Annotated in this window: 17 protein-coding genes; 8 read left to right on the top strand and 9 right to left on the bottom strand. The window is 56.6% G+C overall.

Annotated elements, in window-relative coordinates; genetic code table 11:
* Nucleotides 1-198 precede the first annotated feature (198 nt).
* The gene (locus tag HPC62_RS12285) at nucleotides 199-519 is read left to right on the top strand and encodes a DUF1825 family protein (RefSeq protein ID WP_172356051.1); all 321 of its coding nucleotides are present in this window, start codon (nucleotides 199-201) and stop codon (nucleotides 517-519) included.
* 40 nt (nucleotides 520-559) lie between these two features.
* Here HPC62_RS12285 and HPC62_RS23730 read toward each other — a convergent pair whose 3' ends face one another.
* Nucleotides 560-2101 carry an AAA family ATPase gene (locus HPC62_RS23730; protein ID WP_205369546.1) on the bottom strand — a complete coding sequence of 514 codons (1542 nt, stop codon included), beginning with the start codon at nucleotides 2099-2101 and terminating at the stop codon, nucleotides 560-562.
* Between the two features lie 185 nt (nucleotides 2102-2286).
* Here HPC62_RS23730 and HPC62_RS12275 point away from each other — a divergent pair, with 185 nt between their 5' ends.
* Nucleotides 2287-2532, top strand: a complete 246-nt coding sequence (locus tag HPC62_RS12275) for a hypothetical protein (protein WP_172356049.1) — start codon at nucleotides 2287-2289, stop codon at nucleotides 2530-2532.
* Between the two features lie 111 nt (nucleotides 2533-2643).
* Here HPC62_RS12275 and HPC62_RS24310 read toward each other — a convergent pair whose 3' ends face one another.
* Together HPC62_RS24310 and HPC62_RS12265 are read right to left on the bottom strand one after the other, a co-directional pair.
* Complete coding sequence (locus HPC62_RS24310) at nucleotides 2644-2724, bottom strand: hypothetical protein (protein ID WP_449369353.1); 81 nt, start codon at nucleotides 2722-2724, stop codon at nucleotides 2644-2646.
* A gap of 1144 nt (nucleotides 2725-3868) precedes the next feature.
* A complete protein-coding gene (locus HPC62_RS12265) occupies nucleotides 3869-4510 on the bottom strand; it encodes a hypothetical protein (protein ID WP_172356044.1) in 642 nt (213 codons plus the stop codon).
* A 246-nt stretch (nucleotides 4511-4756) separates the two neighbouring features.
* Between HPC62_RS12265 and ndhC the strand changes: the two genes are divergently transcribed.
* The 4 genes from ndhC (at nucleotide 4757) to HPC62_RS12245 (ending at nucleotide 7641) form a co-directional block, all read left to right on the top strand.
* Nucleotides 4757-5122 carry a photosynthetic/respiratory NAD(P)H-quinone oxidoreductase subunit C gene (gene ndhC / locus HPC62_RS12260; protein WP_172358922.1) on the top strand — a complete coding sequence of 122 codons (366 nt, stop codon included), beginning with the start codon at nucleotides 4757-4759 and terminating at the stop codon, nucleotides 5120-5122.
* Nucleotides 5119-5847, top strand: coding sequence for an NADH dehydrogenase subunit K (locus HPC62_RS12255; protein WP_228721760.1), 729 nt, complete (start codon nucleotides 5119-5121; stop codon nucleotides 5845-5847). Before ndhC ends, HPC62_RS12255 begins: the two co-directional genes overlap by 4 nt.
* Nucleotides 5840-6373, top strand: a complete 534-nt coding sequence (locus tag HPC62_RS12250) for an NAD(P)H-quinone oxidoreductase subunit J (protein WP_172356040.1) — start codon at nucleotides 5840-5842, stop codon at nucleotides 6371-6373. Before HPC62_RS12255 ends, HPC62_RS12250 begins: the two co-directional genes overlap by 8 nt.
* Before the next feature lie 425 nt (nucleotides 6374-6798).
* Nucleotides 6799-7641 (top strand): SPOR domain-containing protein, encoded by an 843-nt coding sequence (locus HPC62_RS12245; protein WP_172356038.1) that lies wholly within the window; start codon nucleotides 6799-6801, stop codon nucleotides 7639-7641.
* Between the two features lie 81 nt (nucleotides 7642-7722).
* Here HPC62_RS12245 and HPC62_RS12240 read toward each other — a convergent pair whose 3' ends face one another.
* Complete coding sequence (locus HPC62_RS12240) at nucleotides 7723-8490, bottom strand: hypothetical protein (protein ID WP_172356036.1); 768 nt, start codon at nucleotides 8488-8490, stop codon at nucleotides 7723-7725.
* Between the two features lie 262 nt (nucleotides 8491-8752).
* Here HPC62_RS12240 and HPC62_RS12235 point away from each other — a divergent pair, with 262 nt between their 5' ends.
* Nucleotides 8753-9685, top strand: a complete 933-nt coding sequence (locus HPC62_RS12235) for a YihY/virulence factor BrkB family protein (protein WP_172356034.1) — start codon at nucleotides 8753-8755, stop codon at nucleotides 9683-9685.
* Between the two features lie 659 nt (nucleotides 9686-10344).
* Here HPC62_RS12235 and minE read toward each other — a convergent pair.
* From minE to HPC62_RS12210, 4 genes are all read right to left on the bottom strand, one after another.
* Complete coding sequence (gene minE, locus HPC62_RS12225; RefSeq protein WP_068513308.1) at nucleotides 10345-10617, bottom strand: cell division topological specificity factor MinE; 273 nt, start codon at nucleotides 10615-10617, stop codon at nucleotides 10345-10347.
* 65 nt (nucleotides 10618-10682) lie between these two features.
* Nucleotides 10683-11489: a septum site-determining protein MinD gene (minD, locus tag HPC62_RS12220; RefSeq protein ID WP_172356030.1), complete on the bottom strand. Its 807-nt coding sequence runs from the start codon at nucleotides 11487-11489 to the stop codon at nucleotides 10683-10685.
* Between the two features lie 177 nt (nucleotides 11490-11666).
* Nucleotides 11667-12464: a septum site-determining protein MinC gene (gene minC, locus HPC62_RS12215; protein WP_172356028.1), complete on the bottom strand. Its 798-nt coding sequence runs from the start codon at nucleotides 12462-12464 to the stop codon at nucleotides 11667-11669.
* Between the two features lie 376 nt (nucleotides 12465-12840).
* On the bottom strand, nucleotides 12841-15936 hold the full coding sequence (locus tag HPC62_RS12210) for a CHAT domain-containing protein (protein ID WP_172356026.1): 3096 nt from the start codon (nucleotides 15934-15936) through the stop codon (nucleotides 12841-12843).
* Between the two features lie 518 nt (nucleotides 15937-16454).
* Between HPC62_RS12210 and HPC62_RS12205 the strand changes: the two genes are divergently transcribed.
* On the top strand, nucleotides 16455-17447 hold the full coding sequence (locus tag HPC62_RS12205) for an arsenic resistance protein (RefSeq protein ID WP_172356024.1): 993 nt from the start codon (nucleotides 16455-16457) through the stop codon (nucleotides 17445-17447).
* Here HPC62_RS12205 and HPC62_RS12200 read toward each other — a convergent pair.
* Nucleotides 17431-20193, bottom strand: coding sequence for an AAA family ATPase (locus HPC62_RS12200; RefSeq protein ID WP_172356022.1), 2763 nt, complete (start codon nucleotides 20191-20193; stop codon nucleotides 17431-17433). The genes HPC62_RS12205 and HPC62_RS12200 overlap by 17 nt on opposite strands.
* Between the last annotated feature and the right edge of the window lie 306 nt (nucleotides 20194-20499).

Raw genomic sequence — 20499 nt, 5'->3', positions numbered from 1 at the left:
GCGAAAGTAGCGTTTTCCGCACTTCAGCCGCCCCTAGCTTCTGCCCTAATATGTAATGTAAATCAACGGTTGAAGGTGCAGTTTGAAAGGCAGCCGTTTTGCGCTAAACGTTTGCGCCTGATTTTTGCACTCAGAAACCTGCGTTGAAGTTAATATCGCTTGGCAGTTTGGTTCAGTTTTCGGAAGGTGGGGCTGAAAATGGGATTTTTCGATTCTGAAATCGTTCAACAAGAAGCACGTCAGCTATTTGAAGACTACCAATCGCTGATGCAACTGGGGTCGAGCTATGGCAAGTTTGACCGCGAAGGAAAAAAGATTTACATCGACCAGATGGAATCGATGATGGAGCGCTACCGCATCTTCATGAAGCGCTTTGAACTGTCAGAAGATTTCACCGCACAAATGACCGTTGAACAACTCAAAACCCACCTCGGTCAATTTGGCATCACGCCCCAGCAAATGTTTGACCAGATGCACGCGACGCTAGAGCGCATGAAGGCAGAGCTAGAGAAGAGTTAAAGAGCATAGGGTTCAAGGTTAGAAGTTGTGTGCCTCAACCCTAACTCCCACCGCTCTCGCGAGATGCCAGTTCTTGCCAGTCCACCTTGCCCGCGTGGATACTGGCTTGTTCGGTAGGAATATCTTCGGGCAGCAGCGTGGTCAGCACTTCGTCGGTGAGGTTGGAGAGAACTGCGAGGCGGTTGGCCTGCTTTTCGATGGTTTTTTCAAACAGGTTGCGGACGGTGCGCCCGTTGCCAAACGTGCGATCGCGCTTCACATACAGCGCCTCAAATCTCTTGAGGAGCGTATCGCGGGCTTCGGGCGTGAGCGTGAAGTGGTTCTTCTTGCCCATGCTTTCAAAAATCGCCAGCAGTTCTTCTGGCTTGAAGTGGTCGAAATAGAAGTAGCGGTTAAAGCGCGACTTCAGCCCCGGATTTGATTCGATAAACACCGACATCTCATCGGTGTAGCCCGCAACGATTACCACGAGGCGATCGCGATAGTCTTCCATTCGCTTCAGCAGCGTGTCAATCGCCTCCTGCCCAAAGTCCTTGCCCGTTTCTGGCGGCACCAGCGCATAGGCCTCGTCGATAAACAGCACCCCATCCAGCGCTGAGGTCACCACTTCATCCACCTTTTTCGCCGTTTGCCCCACATAGCCCGCCACCAGCCCCGCGCGATCGGTTTCGATCAGGTGCCCCTTTTTCAAAAAGCCTAGCCCCTGAAAAATCCGGCTCATAATGCGGGCAACGGTCGTTTTCCCGGTTCCCGGCGGCCCGCAAAACACAGAGTGCAGCGACACCTGGGTTTGCGCCAGCCCGCGCTCCTGCCGGATTTTCTGCACCTTTAGGAAATTGGTCAGGGTTTTCACCTCTTCTTTGATATTGTCCATGCCGACGAGGTTATCCAGTTCCGCCAGCGCTTTTTGCAAGATCTGGTCTAGTTCCTCTGGTGTTTTTTCTGGCACTGCTGCTTCGTCTGGGAGACTGGGGTCGGCAGGAGACGGGGCAGCGCCGCCCGTGGTTTGGGGCAGGGGCTTGGGAAGGGCGTTGGCAAGTCCCTGTTCGTAGCTCTCTAGAGGGGCGATACTGTGTAGCCCTTGCCAAATTTTCGACAGCGCTTCCATTTCCTGCATGGAAATCACGTCATCTGCCTTGGCGACCACCTGCGCGAATTTGTAGATGACGTTTACAGCCTCGCCAAGAAAATCCGTTCCCCGTTCTTCGTCCAGTTTTTTCACTAACGAGGGCAGGCTGAGTTGGTCGGGCTGAGCCGATGCTTTCACGCGCTCCAGAATGGTTTGTAGCGTGATTTTTTGATATTTGAGGCGATCGTCGCTGGAAAACTCCCATTTGCTGTTGGCGACGCTGAGGGTGTCTTTGTCATCGCGGATTAGCGCGTCCATCATCAGGTAGGCCAGCAGTTCCGCCGACCCGATTTCGTTGTTGCTACGCCCGCAGATCTGCACCACTTTGGCAAAATCCGTCAGCGCAACTTCTGCGAGGCGCGGGTCATATTTAAGCAGCGGCGCAAGGGATTTGTGCAGGTCGGTTACGTCTTGTCGCACTTGCCGAAAGCCAACAATTTGCCGAAAATCCACAGAATCCTCCTAGGCCGCTAGAGAAATTGTCTTAGAACACCGGTGGCACAACGTCGGGAAAACGGTGGCACAACGTCGGGAAAAGCTGTAGATATCTTAATCGTTTGCTGCGAATAGCGGCGGCTGCAAACCTGCTAGGATGGGCAAAAAATCGGCTGTAAACGCATTTGTAAACGCATTTAGCGATGAAAGAAAAGTTTCTGGAGTGGTTAAACCTGGCGCTGATGGCAAACCTGTTTTTTGTGCTATTTGCCTTTGCATGGTTTGCGATCGCCCTCCTCGGCAAATCCCTGAACCTCCCCCTGGGCTTCGATCTGTGGTACTCGCTCTGGGAACCCGTCTTTACGCCAGCCATTGGCATTTTGATGGCAGGCGCAATCCTCAGCGGCATCACAGGCTGGGTTTCCAAAAAGCTCAGCCCCGAAAAGTAATCGCAAAATCTCAAGGGTCGTCTTTAAAGAACAGGAGGCTGGGCGGTGTATTGCGTCCGTCCAGCCTCATACCGAAACTGGCAAACAAGACAAATAAATTAGCCAACTCAACTAGATTTCTTCATCTTCTTCAGCATCACTTTCTGCATCTGCTTCTTCTTGCCTGCGCTTACGCATCATCTGCACTCCCATCCCAATCAATCCTGGTAACAGAGCAGGGGTAGGAATTCTGTTGTCTGGGGTGGGAGTTGGAGTTCCAGTTGGCGGGGGCAATGGTGGCTCCTCACTCAGCGGCGATGGCGATGGCGTTGGCGTGGCCGAAGGCATCGATATCGGGGGCGGCGGGGGCGGTGTGACTGAGGGGGTCGGGGTCGGTGGCGTTGGTGGTGATGGCGTTGGTGGTGATGGCGTTGGCGTGACCGAGGGTGTCGGTGTCGGCATCAGTGGACGACGTGCTACACGACCACTACCGCCCGAAGTCCACCCAAGGATCATCACCAGAAGCCAGCTAACGAGTGCAATAATTTCAGCGGTTCCCATGACGTTGTGATTGAGTTTAGTTTCTAGATGAAATTGACGAAAACTGATGCACTGTTCGAGGCGATAACCAGATCTCTGCAAAGCTGATTATGAGGCGCTTAGCAGTTTTTGCCGGATTGGAGAGCAGCAAACTCCCTAGTTGGAATTTGGAAAACAGAGTTGCCATCTATTAGGAAGGATTAGACATGGGGCGATCGCCATCATCTCACCGTCATCCAGTACAAGTTTCTGGCGACAAACCCCTGCCTTTTGCGTACTAGCTTTCTGCATACTAAAAGCCTTCAAAAGCCATGTCGTAGGTTCAGCAATTTCCAGATTCCGGTTCACAGGTAGTGTCCCTCGGAAGGATAGAACCAACTGGAACATAACTAGTGCCAATAGCTTAGAGCTAATTTGTAAAGGAGCCTGAAAGCCTTGTTAATCAAGGATTTCCGAGAAACCGCTTTTCCTGGGCAAGCATGACCTCAAAGCCACACATGCCAAGAGTTTCAGGCTTCTTAAGATTTGCTTCATAAATTAGCTCTTAGAGCCAACGAAGCCATTTTCAGGTATTTAGCATTAGACGCTGCCGTTGAGCCTTTCCATTTCATCCTTACCGGAGAATTCACGGTGGCCCGGTGATTTTACTAGGCTTTACCGGGAAAATACTGAAACAGGGCAACTTGTTAAAGAACTATTAAAAGCGTCCGACTAAAGCATCCTACTTATCGGACAGGTGATTAGGGGTTTATGGCCTCTACCAGTGGCCCTGTCAACCCAAGCGTCAGCAGAGCGTTGCAAGCTTGCAACAAACCTCCTATCGGCGCAGCCAGGGAATGTCGTGATTCCACGGAATGCGGCGGACGATGAAGCGACAGAGAACGGCGTGGGTGGTTACGTCGTCATCGACCTGGCGCTCCTGCTCCACCAGCAGCAGCAACAGCCGCAGCGAAAACTCTAGCTTGCCGTCATCGGGCAGTCCCCGCGCTGCACCTAGGTCTACCAGCGGCGCAGCCACCTGCAAAATGCCCTCCGGAGTCCGCTTCAGCATGTCTTCTGCTACAATCCGTTCGCTGAGCGATTTGCCTGGTGCAATGACGCTGAACACCTGCGGACGAGAGAGATCGAGATTCATGCTGGGCGTAATTCGGATGACCCGGCGCGATCGCCCTTGAAAATTGGTCAGCGAACTGCGATCCCAATCCACATAAATCGGCGCTGGAGATCCATTGCTAATGCTGAGTGCCAAATCGGTAATTGGCTCAAACCCATAGCGCGGCTTCAGCCCCACATTAATATTGACCTTGCCCTGCAAATCGGCGCGGGTCAGTTCTTCCTTCAAGCCATCTCGGTCAAGCTGCACCGTCGCCCAGTCTTCCATCTCGCCCAGCGCCTGCCGCGCCACATACACCAGCGTCAGCGCATACACCACAATAATCAGCAAATCTAAACCCACCATGAGCGATGCGCCTTATCAAGAGGCCGTATCGAGATCCTGAATCAAACCATTCAAATTTCTGAAGGCTAGTCAAACAAAACCGAATCCTTGCAAACAGTTCAGGCTCTCAAAACAATGTAAAAAGAGAGTAACATTATCAGAGATTCGGCTTGTCGAGTCCTGATGTTTCACTAAGCTTCACCGGGCTGCGCTAGCAGGGCCGCATCCTAGTGTTGCACTTAAGCTAATCAAGTGGCAGGTGACTTCGTGTTTGTTCTCAGTGGCTACGAATACCTTCTAGGATTCCTCATTGTCTGTGGCATCGTTCCGTTTTTAGCGCTAGGGTTGTCTTGGGTGCTGCGTCCCAGCAAACGAGCTGGCGTGGAGCGGCGCACCACCTATGAGTCCGGCATGGAGCCAATCGGCGGAGCCTGGATTCAGTTCAACATCCGCTACTACATGTTTTCGCTGGTGTTCGTCATTTTTGACGTGGAAACGGTGTTTCTCTACCCTTGGGCGGTCGCCTTTAACCAGCTAGGGCTGCTGGCCTTTGTCGAAGCACTGATTTTCATTGCAATCCTGGTTGTCGGTCTTGTATATGCGTGGCGGAAAGGAGCACTGGAATGGTCATGAATCCTGGCACAACGGAACCTAAGAACTTGCTAGAAGGTCTACAGAACCCCATCGGTCGCCCAGAGGTTACGAAGGATCTTTCGGAAAACGTGATCCTGACCACAGTCGATGATTTGCACAACTGGGCGCGGCTGTCGAGCCTCTGGCCGCTGCTCTATGGAACGGCTTGCTGCTTTATTGAGTTTGCGGCGCTGATTGGCTCCCGGTTTGACTTTGACCGCTTTGGTCTGCTGCCGCGATCCAGTCCGCGCCAGGCCGACCTAATCATCACTGCTGGCACTATCACTATGAAGATGGCTCCAGCGCTGGTGCGGCTTTATGAGCAGATGCCCGATCCGAAGTATGTGATCGCGATGGGGGCCTGTACAATTACGGGCGGCATGTTCAGCATGGACTCGCCAACGGCAGTGCGCGGCGTAGACAAGCTAATTCCCGTGGATGTCTACATTCCTGGCTGCCCGCCGCGTCCCGAAGCAATTATCGATGCCATCATCAAGCTGCGGAAGAAAATTTCTAGCGAGGCGCTGGCAGAACGGGGCGAAGTGGCGCAAACCCACCGCTATTACACTATTTCCCACGGCATGAAGGAAGTATCGCCGATTCTGACTGGGAAGTATCTGGAGGCAGACACACGCAAGGCTCCGCCGAAGGAGCTGGCCGAAGCGTTTGGAATGCCTATGTCGCCCGCGTTAGAAGCTGAAAAGGAGGCTGTGGATCGTGGCTGAAGAGACAACCCCTACTCCCCAGGAAACCCCTGAAGCTGCGCCGATTGTCGAAGTTGGCAAGGTGTCTAAGTGGCTCGCTGAGAACGGCTTTGAGCATGAAGCCCTGGAGCTGGATCATCTGGGTGTAGAAGTGCTGAAGGTGGATCGGGAGTTTCTAATTCCCTTTGCAACGGCGCTCTACGCCTATGGGTTCAACTGTTTGCAGTGTCAGGCGGCCTACGACGCGGGGCCAGGCGAAGACTTGGTGAGTACCTATCACCTAATCAAGATTGCCGATAACGTCGATCGCCCGGAAGAGGTGCGCGTGAAGGTGTTTGTGCCGCGTGAAGACCCGCGAGTGCCTTCGGTCTATTGGATCTGGAAGGGGGCCGACTGGCAGGAGCGTGAGAGCTACGATATGTATGGCATTGTCTATGAAGGGCATCCTAACCCGAAGCGGATCTTGATGCCGGAAGATTGGGTCGGTTTCCCTTTGCGGAAGGACTACATTTCGCCCGACTTCTTTGAATTGCAAGACGCTTACTAACGTATTGAGCAAACGGTATTGGGCAAATTTGTCCGAATATTCCAGAATATTCCGCCAGAATATTCCAAATGTAATGACTGGTTGTGTCACGCCTGGGGGCTTTTTGCTCTTGGGCGTTTTGCTGTTTGGTATGGCAGTTGCCTAGTAGGGTATTTGGGTTAGTGGGGGATTTGGGGCGATCGCCCCGATAACAACCCGACAAAAACCCGACAAAAACCCGATAAAAAGTTGATTCATCTGGGAAGTGCCGTGCTAGACTTGCGGGCAAAAATCGACATCTAGCAGGCGATCGCCCTTTGTCCGCTATCTGTAGCGCGATCGCCCATCCTTCCCCTCACTTCTGCAAGCTTATGACGGCATCGTTTTTTTCTCTGTGGTATAGGTCAAATCTGCGCGCTAGGCGTTTAGCAGGGGGGGGGCCTTGGGTGCGTCTGGTGCTGGGGGCGATCGCCCTGGGTAGCAGTGTCGGCATTGCAGCGCCCGTCAGTGCAGGCCCGGCCGAGCCGGGATCTACGAGTTTCATAGCGCAGCCCCAGCGCATGGCACAGCGCACGGTACAGCGCGTCGTAGATGGGCTGCCGCCGCCGCCGGATGCTGGAGTGGGAACATTCTATCCGCAGCCGGGAGCCGCCGTGGGGTCAGACGGGCGCGGGACAAGCACGGCCCAATTTTCAGGCCAGCAGTACGTGGTTATCGTAAATGGCAACAGTCCGCTGCTGCTGTCTCAGGTGCAGCAAGTTGCCCCCGGCGCTGGACTCCAGTCCTATCAGGGGCAGCAGGTGATTCAGGCGGGTGTGTTTGGAGAGGAGTGGACGGCATCGCAGCAGGTGCAGGCACTAGCCGCGCAGGGGATTACTGCACAGGTTGTAGCCGTGTCGGGCGGCGTGGCTCCGGTGCAGACGATCTATCCCGACGCAGCCCAAGCCTCGCTTGACCCGCTGCCACCCGCGCCGCCCGTCGAGGTTCCTTTTGGGCAGTATCCAGCGCTGGAGCCACAGCCCGCCCCAGCCTATGACTATGGAACTGCCGACCGGAGTCGGGGCTACTACGTGCTGATTCCTGGTACGTCTGGCAGTCTGTCCCGCGTGAGCGAGCAAGTGCGGCTGCTGAGCGAGGGCTTTCCAGTGGCGGGGCGCGTGCAAGAGCGCGATCGCCCCCACGGCCCCCATGTGCTGGTGGGCCCCTTTTCGGGACGCAGCGCCGCCGAGCGATGGAATCGCTATTTCCGCGACTTTGGGCTAAATGCGCGGGTGCATTACGAGCGATAATCGATCCTTGTGCTTAAACCGTCGCTTAAGCCATTAGGCCTAAGCCATTACACCTGAACCATTACACCTGAGCCATTACGCCTAAGCTGTCAGGTTGAACCGCTGAAGCTGGGCCTCTAGCGCCTGGGGCAGCAGCTTTCGCAGTTCGGTCTTGTTGCGAAAGGGCAGGCGGCTGTTGCTGGGCAGGTCGAAGGGAAACTGGCCGGGCACGTCCGAGCGCTCCATCTGCGCCAGCAAGATTTGCTCCGATCGCTTGCTCTGGAGGGCATAGCCAATTTCAACGCAAACCTTGGGGTCGGGAATCAGTTGTGGCGGCGTGCCGTCTAGATGCAGAATTGGCGTGCCGTCGGCAATAAACAGCAGCGACTTGCGAATCTTCCGCATTAGGCTGCTGCTGAGGCGGGCGGGGCCATCCGTCAGGCGGTGCGACTCCTCCAGGGTAAGGGAAATGCGCGATCGCCCGTTGAACTTTTCAATAAAGGTTTGCAACTCCTCGCGCAGCAGGTCGCTAGATTCATCGAACTGCGTCTGATAGCACAGGAAAATAGTCGGATCAAGCTGCGACAGCGAATCCTGTTTGACGAAATACATTTCGTGGCTGATCAGGTCAATATTGGCGATCGCATAGCCGCCGCTGCCCTCGATGTAAAACTCTACCGTGTCACCATCCAGATAGCGCTGAAACCACTCCGTTTCCCGCACCTCGGCACTGTCGTCGAGAAAGTCGGCCCGCAGCGCCGACTTGAGCAAGCTATTCTTGCTGAGGCGGAGGTCATGGGGGCGCTTTTCCACCTCGCGAATTGGCTCGTATTCTCGCAAATACCAGGCTTTTAGAGCAATGATAGCCATAGGTGAGTCTCTCGCAGGCGAGGATGGAATGAGTCTAGATTACAGGCGATCGCCGCCCAGTCAAACCGGAGGATATCTTTGCTTCGGCGGCCTAGCATCTCCTCCACTAATGTAGAACAATTGTACTATATTTCGGGGTGTCGGTTGCGCTCTCTTTGCCCCGATACGTGACAAACGGAGTCGCTTGTTAAGCTTACGTCAGGTTATAGACCGCTGAACCCTAAAATTTGGGACATTCCCACCCAGACCCGCGAGTTTCCGCATGAAAAACCCTTTTTCTCAGGCATTTCAGCTTTTATTTCTAGCCGTCCTGAAATGGCAAAAAGACAACTGCCTGGATATGGGCGCGACGCTCTCTTACCACGCGCTATTTTCCCTGTTTCCGCTGCTGTTGCTATCGCTCAGCCTGTTGGGGTCGCTGCTCGGTCGCAATGCCGAACTCTACACCAGCCTGCAAACCCTGTTGCAGGAGGCGCTGCCCCCAGAAGCCTACCGCATTGTCGAGAGTTCGATCCTGGTGCCAGGACAAGACAGCCTCAGCATTGGGCTATTGGGTCTGGTGTTCTTGCTGGTTGCCGCCAGCAACTTTTTCTATTCCCTCGATCGCGCGTTTGATAAAATTTGGGGCGTTGCGTTTCAGCCTGAACCCGGCCAAAGCCCCTGGAAAATCCTGCGGGTGATGCTGCGTAAAAAAGCGTTTTCTGTGATGCTGGTGATTGCGACTGCGCCGCTGCTGTTTGTGTCGCTGGTTTCCGATTTATTAGTCCAAACTGGACTGGAGCTTTTAGAAAAAACGGGCGGCACGAGCGCTTTTCTAGAGCCGTTGGGGATTGATTCGGTAGAGATTGTCTGGGCGCTTCAGGCGCTCTTTTCGTTTCTAATCCTGGCGCTGATCATTATGATTCTATTTCGGATTTTGCCCTCTACCAATGTCACTTGGGGGGATGTTTGGCTGGGGGCATTGCTCACCGCAGGAATGCTGCTCTTGCTGCAATATTTGGTGCATAACAGCGTGCTGTCGCTGGGCGATCGCTTTCGATCCTATGGAGTCGTGGGCCGGGTCATGGTGCTAATGTTTTGGATTTATCTCACCAGCCAGGTCTTCTTTTTAGGCGGCGAGCTGACCTATGTGTATGCCCAGCTTTTTGGCAGTCGGCGCAACGCAGGCCCACAGCCAGAGCCATCGCTAGAATGATAGAAAAATAATAAGTAGATAGACCAGATTAAAAAACAGATCCTGAACCCTGCGCCGCCCGCGCAGCAGGCGGCGCAGGGTCTTTGGGTTTTATATTCATTAATGTCCACCTACTTAGAAAGCTAGAGAAAAATACTTTAAAATCCAACAGCACCCAGCCTCTCTACCGTTTATTTTCCCTTTTTCACAGCCACTTCGTAGAGCCTCACAGACATCAAAACTGAACGGTTTATTCGACTGGTTCAACTAATTGGTTCAACTAATTGACTCAATCAATTCATTCAAGTTCGGTCGATGTGATTACACTCCCTGTGTTGCCAGATGGGAAAATCTCAGTTCTTGAGTTGGGTGCTGTTGGGTTGGACGAGACAGATTGTAATAAACAGCGCTTTTACCTCTGTAGTAAACGTGTGAACTTGGCTGTTAATCTGCCAGGGAAGCCAGCAGATGAAGCACTCTTAAAAGTCAGATCACCTATTAGCTTCAAGATTAAGAATAGACGATCTACAGATGAAATCAAGTTGATGAAATCAAAGTTTACCTGCGGCGCTTTTGTGTAAACTTTGAGCCAGTTTCCTAACGTTTGGTAACGATAGCGGGTTGAAATCACAGAAACAGGCAGGCGGTTCAAGCAAGCGATCAAATCATCAAACAAATCATCAAACATCCGACTTGATCCGGCGAATCGGTAAGTTCGCGATTAGCGCTGTCGCCCGCTGGTTGTTTTCCAGCATAAATTCTGTCCCCTCCTGATCGATCTCCACATAGCGCGACACCACTTCCAAGATTTCCTGGCGCATCTTTTCGATCGTGGCTGGCGGCAGATCCGTGCGATCGTGAGCCAGCACTAGTTGGAGGCGCTGCTTTACCGTTTCGCGGCTAGACACTTCGGGCTGGCGGGGGAAGAGACGGTCGAGGAGTTCGCTGAGCATAGGGCAGGGCTAACTGGGGAGAATGGTGAGGAGAGAAACCCCCGTGCTAAGAGGGTCGGCACTGGCTAGCGCGAAGGGCTACGGAACATGCGGCGGATGCGAGAGAGCAGGTCATCATGGCTGGCGGTGAAGTCCAGAAAAGGCACCTTTTCACCTTCTAGGCGGCGAGCGATATTGTCAAACGCTAACCCCGCCAGCGAGAGCTTTTGCGATAGCACCAGCGGTTCGCCTTTATTCGTCGAGACAATCACGCGCTCGTCGTCTGGAACTACGCCCAGTAGGGGAATTGCCAGAATTTCCTGGACATCGCTAACCGACATCATCAGGTCATCTTGCACCATTGAGGGTCGGAGGCGGTTGACGATGAGGTGCTGTTTTCGCACGTCGTTGGCCTCTAGCAGCCCCACGACTCGGTCGGCATCGCGCACGGCGGAGATTTCAGGCGTGGTGACGATCAGCGCTTCCTGGGCAGCGGCGATCGCATTTTGAAAGCCCATCTCAATGCCTGCGGGGCTATCCACCAGGATGAAGTCAAACTGCTCCTTCATCGTTTCGATGAGCTGCTTCATCTGATCTGGATTCACCGCGTCTTTGGTGCGGTTTTGGGCTGCGGGCAGCAGGGCCAGATTGGGCTGTCGCTTGTCTTTAATTAGCGCCTGATCTAGCCGACATTCGCCCGCGATAACCTCCATCGCCGTGTAGACGATGCGATTTTCTAGCCCCAGCAGCAGGTCTAAGTTTCGGAGTCCAAAGTCTGCATCAATCACCACGACCCGCCGCCCCCGCTTGGCCAGCGCCATGCCCAGGTTCGCAGTCGTCGTGGTTTTGCCAACACCGCCCTTGCCCGATGTGACGACAATAATCCGAGTCATGAAAATCGCCCCTAATGCTCCTAAAGCTGTTTGAGTAAACCCTGAACGAATGAAACCTTGCGGAGATGAAACCGAAACTCTGGTCGATGCAATTTAGCAGTGCGATCTAGCAGTGTAATCTAGCAGCCGCCCTGACAGGAGAAATCTTTTTCACAAAACCCTGAATCCTGGATTCTGTTAGGCATCGGGCGCTAACAGCCGCAGCTTGGAAAAATCTGCCGAGCGAGTAATGCGAATCCCTTCCGAGGCCACGTAGGCCACTTCCGGATAAAACTGTTCGGGTGGTTTTTCGGGGGCGCGGGCAAGCTGCTCGCCGATGCGGAGTTGGGTTGGCTCTAGCCGCAGCGCCATGATCAGACAGCGGGGATTGCCCGATGCGCCCGCGTGGGCCACGCCGCGTAGCGTCCCCCACACCACAATATCGCCATCGGCGACGATCGAGCCGCCGGGGTTGACATCGCCTAGCACGACTACGGTGCCTGGGTGCCGGATTTCCATACCCGAACGCACCGTCGTTTCGACGTAGAGCGGCTCTGCCAGCGCTTGGCCGGTGGCTTCGGCGGGGGCGTTGAGATGGGCAACGGGCGTGTGTTGTTCCACCGAGAACCCGACCGTCGCTGCTGCCACCGCAGTTTGCCGACGGCTGGTGTAGACCCGCTTTAGGCAAAGCTGCTCTTGGGCCAGGGCTTCGTCGATGGACTGGAGTTGGCGCACATCCAGGAGGCGATCGCGCGCGATGAGATGCACGGAGGTATTCGGCTGCCAAAAGCGATCGCCCGCGCTGAGACGCTGCTTAAGCTGCTGCCAGAGGTCGCCCCAGCTTACGGCAAACTCGCTCTCGCCTTCTGGCGGCAGCATCAGCAGCAGGCGGCCGCCTTCACTCTTGAAGCGGACCTGCGAATTGGGATGGGCGGCATCGGCGGGGGGCTGGGGCAGAGCCGACACCGTAGACACGGGGGAGGAGTCAGAAGTCATGAACCCAAAGGATGACGATTATGCAACAGGGCGAAATAACTATCCATATTAGTCGCGGGAGCGAGATTCGGAAAATGTTTTTCGCAGGATGGGGTAGCGCACTCGATATCTAAGCCGCAGAGTCTTCCTAAGTTGCAGAGTCTACCTAAGTCGCAGAGTCTACAGATTGCAGACGCACAGATGGCAAACTCGTAGATGGCAAACTCACAGATGCAGATTCACAGGTTGCAGACTTGTGGGTGGCAAACTCACAGATGCAGATTCACAGGTTGCAGACTTGTAGGTGGCAAACTCACAGATGCAGATTCATAGGTTGCAGACTCGTAGGTGGCAAACTCACAGGTTGCAGGGTCTACAGATTGCAGACTCACCGCAGCTAAGGTCGCCGACTGCCCAGCGCCGCCCAGTCTTTTAGCGTCGCCGGAGTCCATAGCCAGTTCTTTGCTAGCGCCGTTTGATCGAAGCTGGCTGGATTGCTCAGCATTACCATCTGATAGTATGCGGCAGACTGTTTCAGTAGCTCGGTTGCACCCTGAGAAAACCTGGGATCGAGGGCTGCCTGTTGCAAGGCCAGCGCCACGCCAGCGTAGGCGGTCAGCGCTTCGGGATTGGTGACAGACTGAATCGGCGGCGGACAGTTGAGGGCGGCGCGGTCGTCTGCTGCGTCCACCGAGTCGGGAATCGGCTGTGCCAGCATCAGCGCCGCCGCCCGACACCAGACTCGCGCCGCGTCTACAGACTCACCCTTGGCATAGTGGGCAAAGCCCAGCGCATTCCAGTAGGCGGCGGCATCGGGCCGTCCTTCGGCCGCCAGTTTCCAAAACCGCTGTACGTCGTCCACGCTGTAGATATTTCCCTCCTGCTGCTGCCATTGCCATCCCAGTCGCCCCATCAAAAACATCAGTTCGGGATAGCTGGCATTGCGCCATTCGGAGGGCACTGCGTCGAGGGCGACTTTGGCATCCAGCAGCGCATTTTGATCCAGCAGTTGGGCGATCGCCTTTTCCGCTTCGGGCAGATTTTCGCGCTTCAGGTTCAAGATAGCCGCGCCCGCAAGCTGGCTGGTTTCAGTTGTGCCAACGGGCATCGGCGGCACGCCGGGCGTATAGGCGCTGTCCATCGGCGGCAGCAAATCAGCAGGTGATGGCTCGCGGCGGAGCAGTCCCATCGTGTAATGAAACGAGGAGAGGGCGATCGCCATTGCGCCTGCACCCGCCAGCGGCAGCAGGATGTGCTGCTTTTGCAGTCGGCCAGGTTTGCGGGCGGGATGGGCTGCCCGGCTGTCCCGCAGCGCCGGAATGCGGTCGGCCGTGGGAATCGTGTCTACAGGCGTAATCGCTCTGTGAGAATCCTGGGGTGTAGCCGTCTGCTGGTGGGAATCTAGCTGGGAATCCTGCGGTGGCGCAGCCGCTTCTGAAGAGTCCGGTGAGGTAGCAGGCGCATGGCTAGCCAGCCACCGATAGGTCGCCGCTGGAGACACGGGCGCATCCACCGGGCGGGCATCCTGAGTCGCGTCGGTGGCCACGTTCATCAGGTCAACGGGGCGGGGGGTTAGCTGCTGCAACAGGTCTGCGGCATTGGCGGCATTCGCCGTTTCGGTCTGCTGGGGAGCGGGGGTAGAAGACAGACTGAGGGAGGATGGGGCGGTGCTGTGGTCTGACGGATTTGCGTGCTGTGCCAGCAGCCGACCCAGATAGCCGCCAGGAAGTTCCACGGGCGATTCCCCTAAAGATTGCTTCGCGAATTGCCCCGCTGCTGCTGGTTGATCCGCCGTACCCAGTCCCTCTGCTGGAGCAGATGGCTCTTGGTCATACCGTCCGAGGGTAAATAAGCCAGCACCCGGATGATGAATCGGCCACTGGGCGAGTCTGGACTCTGCCGCCTCGTCTACCCGTTCGCTGCTGGTGGGCTGCACTTCTACCAGGCTGCCACTGCTGGCAAAGTCAAAATCAAACGGGTTTTCGGTGGCGACGGGCGCATCGAAATGAAACGGATTGTCGAATTCCAGCCCTGGCGAGGCCCAGTCGTGATCGAGCAGCACCGCCCGCGAAATGAGTTCAAAATCCTCATCAGTCTCCAAATCTAGTTCCAAATCTGGCTCTAGCAGTCTCGACGGCGACAGCACCAAAGATGGCTCCTCCCCGGCCAGCAGCGGCAGGTCATAGGAGGGGGGAAACTGCTGCAACCGATCGGCGGGATTGATATGGTGGCGATTCCCGCAGGGATCGCTTCGCGAATCGCCCGACACCAGGTATCCGTCAAACGCAGGATGTAGGTACAGCACGGGCAGCGCCCAATACAGTTGATTGGACGTGTAGGACGAGATTAGTCCCTGCCGCGCCCGACTGAGGCTGAGGTCGATGGGGAAGCCCCGCCGCAGGTTGCGATAAAACAGGCGGGTCAGCGTCAGCGCTACGTCGTCGGGAATCTTTTCGGCCATCGCCAGCACAGCGGGAATGCCCCGGCTGACCAGCGCTTCGGCCAGGTTACGCGTGTCTTGGGCAGGCTGGGCTTCGGCAGACGATCCAGCAGCGGGAACGGCGGTGTGTGCGCCCCGGCAGGAGTTGAACACCACCAGGCGAATGTCGTTATTCACCAGTAGCCCGGCCAGATCGTCGCCGCTGAGGGTTTCTGTGAGTCCTGTGCGCGAGTTGACTAGGTACAGGTTGCCGCCGGATGCGCCCAGATTGCTGTGGCCTGCGTAGTGCAAGATATGGAAATGTCCCTGCTCTAGGGCGTGGGTCAGTTCTTCGCGGCCGGGCTGCTCCAGCACAGTCAGTTCTAGCTGGGGATGCGTGCCCAGTCCTTCCAAACCTGGCCCGGCGGGTCGCCGCAGTTCTTCTTGCAAATGCATGGCTTCGCGCATTAGCTCTAGCCGCTCCTGATCGGTGGGCGTGGCGACCACCATGAGGATGCGGACGGGCTGCGTGGGGCTGAGGGGACGGAGCGATCGCCCCCCCATGACCTGGATGCCCGTTTGAAAGCGCGAGAACACGACATCGGTTCCCGTGGCGATGGGATAGCGCAGATTGCCCAAACTGTCGCGATCGCCCCCGTTCATCACCTCCCACGGCAGCCGGGGCAGGCGCGACCCCTTCAGCCCCAGCCGCAGCCGCAGCATTTCGCCTTGGTGTTGGGCAATGCCCCGTGCAATCATCCAGCTATTCCGCAGCGTTCCCTGAAACAGCGCGTGATACAGCGTTTCGCCCAGTTCTGTGAGGCTGACGGGCAGCTCGTTCTCATACTCAGATCGACGCGGCAGCTCAAACCCACCCACTCGATAAAATCCGTGCCCCCGCAGCAGCCCCAGCAGCGGGTCATCCATCAACTGCCGCGCCAGCGCCAGCCATTCTTCTACTGCCCAGCGGAGTTGCTCCTCCGCCAACGGCACACCCGGCGCAACCCGCTCGGTTCGCACCAGATACTCGTCATTGCCCACAGGGGTTACGGAAAGATGAAACTCCTGAGTCACGGCTGTAGCGCTTCCCTAATGTGTGATGGATAGGGGCTTTCCATCTGATGTGGGGCGATCGCTAGCCAAAGTCCCAGAAGCCAGGAGACTCGTGTTATCCACACCTAGGGCGAACGCACCCGCAAAAAAGCCCATCGCGAGATAGCTCGTGCAGTGTTGCCCAACGACGCGCCAGAGGTTGCGCTGCAATGCCTGAGGGTGACCCAATTTAGCCAGCCGTCGTGCGGAGCAAACCGCTTGATAAAGCGTGTGGTAGTCTGTCCCTGCTTCTAGATCCAGAATAGCGCTGTTCGCGTGGCCTTGCGACAGAATCGCATAAAGCCCAACGAAGCCATTTCCGACGGTGGGTGAGGGGCGATTCGCGAAGCGATCCCCACGGGAATCGCCCGTTTGTGGCACTGTACCCCATCGGCCCGCCGAAGGCCCATGACATCTAGAATGCCCAATTGGCTAGACGCAGCCTAGCAAGAAAAAGTTGCCAAGTGGCGGAATGCAAGTGACAGAATGCAAGTGACGAAATGACTAAATTAACGCTGGAGCGATATCAAATCTGGTTCTACCCGCTTGCCCTAATCAGCGGAGGTGTCTGGGGCTGGCAGAATGCTGAGCGGGCCCAGGGTCTAGAAATGCTGATTAACCTGGTTCTGGGAGTTCTGCTGCATACCACCTTCTGTCAGGTGCCGCTGACGCAGTTGCGAGAGGTCTTCCGAAGTCGGCGGTTTATGCTGGCGCTCATTGCTGCAAATTTCGTGCTTGTGCCTGGGGTGGTCTGGTTTCTCACCCACCTCTTGCTGAGCGATCCCAAGCTCCAGTTTGGTGTGCTGCTGGTGCTGCTAGTTCCATGCACCGACTGGTTCCTGACGTTTACTTATTTGGGAAAAGGCAATCTTAACTTGGCCATTGCGGCAACGCCAGTTTTGCTGCTGCTTCAAAGCCTGCTGCTGCCCGTGTATCTGTCCTTGTTTACCGGGAGCCTAATCCGCAGCGCGATTCATCCAGCCGACTTCCTAGACACGTTTATCAAACTGATTTTGCTGCCGATGGGGCTGGCTGCGCTGACGGAAACCTGGGCAAAACGGCACGCCGTTGGGCAACGCTGGCTGAGGCTGGCGGGCTGGCTGCCCATTCCGTTGTTAACCTTGGTTCTCTGGCTGATTGCTGCCTCCCAAGTGGGGAGTCTGGAGGGGGCGGAGATTCGGTCTTTGGGGCCGGTCATCCTCATTTTTGTGGTGTATCTCATCTTGGCGGGATATTTTGCCGTGGGGCTGGCGCGATGGCTGCAATTGGAGCGAACCGCAAGCCGCACGCTGGCATTTAGCATCGGGACTCGCAATTCTTTTGTGGTGCTGCCGTTTGCCCTGGCGCTGTCCGAGGATTGGTCGGTGGTCGTCACAATTGTGGTGATTCAGCCCCTAGTCGAGCTGGCGGGCATGATGGTTTATCTGTGGTGGGTGCCTGCTCGGTTGTTCAGAAGCCGCTCTCAAGAGGAGTTGTTTAACCCTCGCGGGTAATTTGAATCACGTTTTCGGTGACTTTCTCGAAGGTGTCGTCGTGGCTGATGACGAAGAGTTGGCGGAAGGACTTGAGATTGGCGATCGCCTCAGCCAGACTCTCGCGGCGGGGGCGATCCATATTGGTCGTTGGCTCGTCGAAGAAGGCCATGTCTAGATCTGCCACCACGCGCAGCAGGGCCAGCCGCACCGCCAGCGCCGCGCACATCTGCTCGCCCCCCGAAAGATTGATAAAGCGGCGGGTGTAGCCTCCCTCGCGCACCAGAATCTCGTATTCCGCCGTCCACTCTAGCGACAGGTTGGGGCGGTTCATTAGCTCTCGAAACAGGCGATCGCCCTCCTGAGATACCTGCTGCACATAGCGGGCGGTGATGCGGGGGCCCGCGTCTTTGTAGGTTTTGCGGGCAAAGACGACGAACTTATGGTTTTGCTTGCGCTGCTTCAGGTCGTGCTGGGCTTGGTCGCGCTGGGCGGCGATCGCCCCTAGTTCTGCCAGCTTGCGGTCTAGCTCTGCCAACAGTTGTCGCTGGGGCGGCAAGCCACCGCTGATTTGGTCTGCCTGGCTGCGTTTGGCGCTATAGTCGGCTTCGACCTGATGCCAGCGCTGCGGGTCATAGCGCTGTTGTAGTGCGTCCAGTTCTGCTTGTACCTGGGCCCGTTCGGCTTCCAGGGTCGCCACCTGGGCGATCGCCGCCTGAAGCTGCTGTTGCAGGCTGGGCAATGGTTCCGCCGTGGCTTGGGCTTGCAGAAAAAGCTGGTAGCCCGCCTGGTGTTGCTGGCGAATTGCGGTTTGCGTGTCTATCTGGGTTTCCAACTCGGCAAACTGGGCAAGCTGGGCCTCCAGTTGGGCGATCGCCGCTGCTGCGTCTGCCTGCGAGCTTTTCAGCCGCTCGTACTGCGCCTGGAGCGTTGGCTGCTGGGCCAGGTCTTGCTGCAAAAGCTGGCTGCGCCCCCGTGGATCGCCCAGGTCGCTGAGGGCTTGGATCAGGTGCGATCGCCGTTCTTTGGTGGCTGTTTCTGCCTGGAGGGCCTGCTGAAGCTGCTGGAGCCGCGACTGAGCCTGCTGCAACTCGCCCTGGAGCCGCTGCTGCTGCGCTTGCTGGGCGGGTAAATTGTCCACTTCCGCCCGCTGGCGATAGGCCGCGTCGATCGCCTTTTTCGTCTGCTGAATCTGTTTGCGAATTGCCTCTGCGTCGGTCTGTGCGGCCAGATCGGTCAGAATGGCTCGAATGTTGCTCAGTAGTTCCGAATTCAGGTCAATACCCTCTTGGAGCGCTTGCAGCACGGCATCTACGGCATCGGTTGCCAGCAGGGGCATTCCCGCCTGCATCTGGCGTAAGGTGTCTAGGGCGGCTGCGGCTTGTGCCCGATGGCGATCGCGCTGCTGCTCTGCCCCGGTTAGCAGGGTTTGCAACTCGCCCTCAAACTGGCGGGCCGCCTCGAGGCGGCTAAGTTGGGTTTGCAGGCGATCGCGCTGCTGCTCCAGGCTGGATACATCCGCCAAGTTCTCGGCCAACGCTTGCAGTCGCTGAAGGTCTTGGGCAAGTTCCGCCAGGTTTTCTTGCAGCTTTCCCTGTTGGGATAAGAGCGATCGCTCCTCTACCCGCATGGCCTGAAGCTGGTTCAGCGACTCCGCAACTGCGGCCTGCTGCGCTTCCAGTTCTGCCTGCTGCGCGATTCCCGGTTGGAGGGCTTGCAACTGCTGCTGTGCTTGCGCCAGGGCTTCCAGTTGCAGGTTCAGGCGGGTGAGTGCGGCTTGGCCGGCGGCCAGGGCTTTCTGCTGAGCATCACGCTGTTTGACCAGGGGCGATCGCTGTTTAAGCTGCTCGTTCAACTGCTTCAGCGTCGCCTCTGCCTGGAGATAGGCCGCATAGCTAGCTCGATGGGCCTCGCACTGCGCCAGGGCAGCCTCCGCCTTTTGCACCGAGGTTTCTAGCACCTGGTTGGTCTGCTGCTGGGCTGCGATTTGCGTGGTCAGTGTTTGCAGCCGCAGTTCTGCCTGCTGCACCTGGTTCGCCAGGGCCGCTAGCGCCTCCTTCTCGGCTTGCAGGGTTGCGAGGTCTGCTTCTAGCTGGGTCAGCGTGGCCTCGGCCGTGGCGATCGCCTGGGTCACAGTCTGCTGGCGCTGCTGGGTCGCCCCCAAATCCTGAAGCGCTTCTTCATAGCGGGCGATGTCGCGCTCTAGAGCTTCGACCTCGCTTTTGGCATACTTTTCCAGCGACAGCATTTTCTGGTTTGCCTGTTTGTATTCCTCGACTTTGAGGATGCTGTCGAAGACGCGCTTGCGGTCTTCTGTCGCCTTCAAAAAGTCGGCGGTAAACGTCCCCTGGGGCACGCCGATGGTGTTGGCAAACAGTTGCGATAAATCCGTGCCGCCCGCCACGCCCAACTGTTGCCGCAGCCAGGGCAGCACCTCTGCCTCAAGGTTGCGATAGGGGAGCTTTTGCCCAAGCTGCGGGTCGTAAATGACGTAGCCTTTGGCGGTGCAGCGCTCGACTTCGTAGGTGCGCCCGTCCTGCCGCGAGACAAAGGCAACTCTTGCCTGGGCACTTTTTTCGCCGTTGCGAATCAGATCCTCTTTGCGATAGGGCCCCTGATAGGCAAACAGCGTCCAGGCGATCGCCTCCAAAATGCTCGTCTTGCCTGCCCCATTCTCTCCGCAAATCGCGTTTGTCCCCGGTTGAAACACCACATGGCGATCGCGATGGGATTTGAAATTGGTCAGGGTGAGGCTGAGGAGTTGCATGGTGGCAGCGGCGGGAAAAGAGAAATGCGGAGAAATGCGAAGGGAGAAACGCGAAGGGAGATATGCGAAGAAATATGGGACTGCGGGGAAACGAGGGCGGCTCTGATGAACCGGAAGCCAAGGAACCGGAAGCCAGGCCGGTTCCCCCGGCGCTAGAGATGAGAAGATGAGTCTTGTAGGGTGCTGGTAGGCGTAGCCGTAACGCACTGCCCCGCAAGGCTTTGATGCGTTCCGCTGGTGCTAACACATCCTACTGGATCTGCGGAGGGTTCTGCCCATCGACTTTCAATAGCCATTGATTTCAAT

It is taken from the genome of Thermoleptolyngbya sichuanensis A183 (genome assembly GCF_013177315.1).
Lineage (GTDB): Bacteria > Cyanobacteriota > Cyanobacteriia > Elainellales > Elainellaceae > Thermoleptolyngbya > Thermoleptolyngbya sichuanensis.
This window is presented reverse-complemented; position numbering and strand designations above follow the sequence as displayed.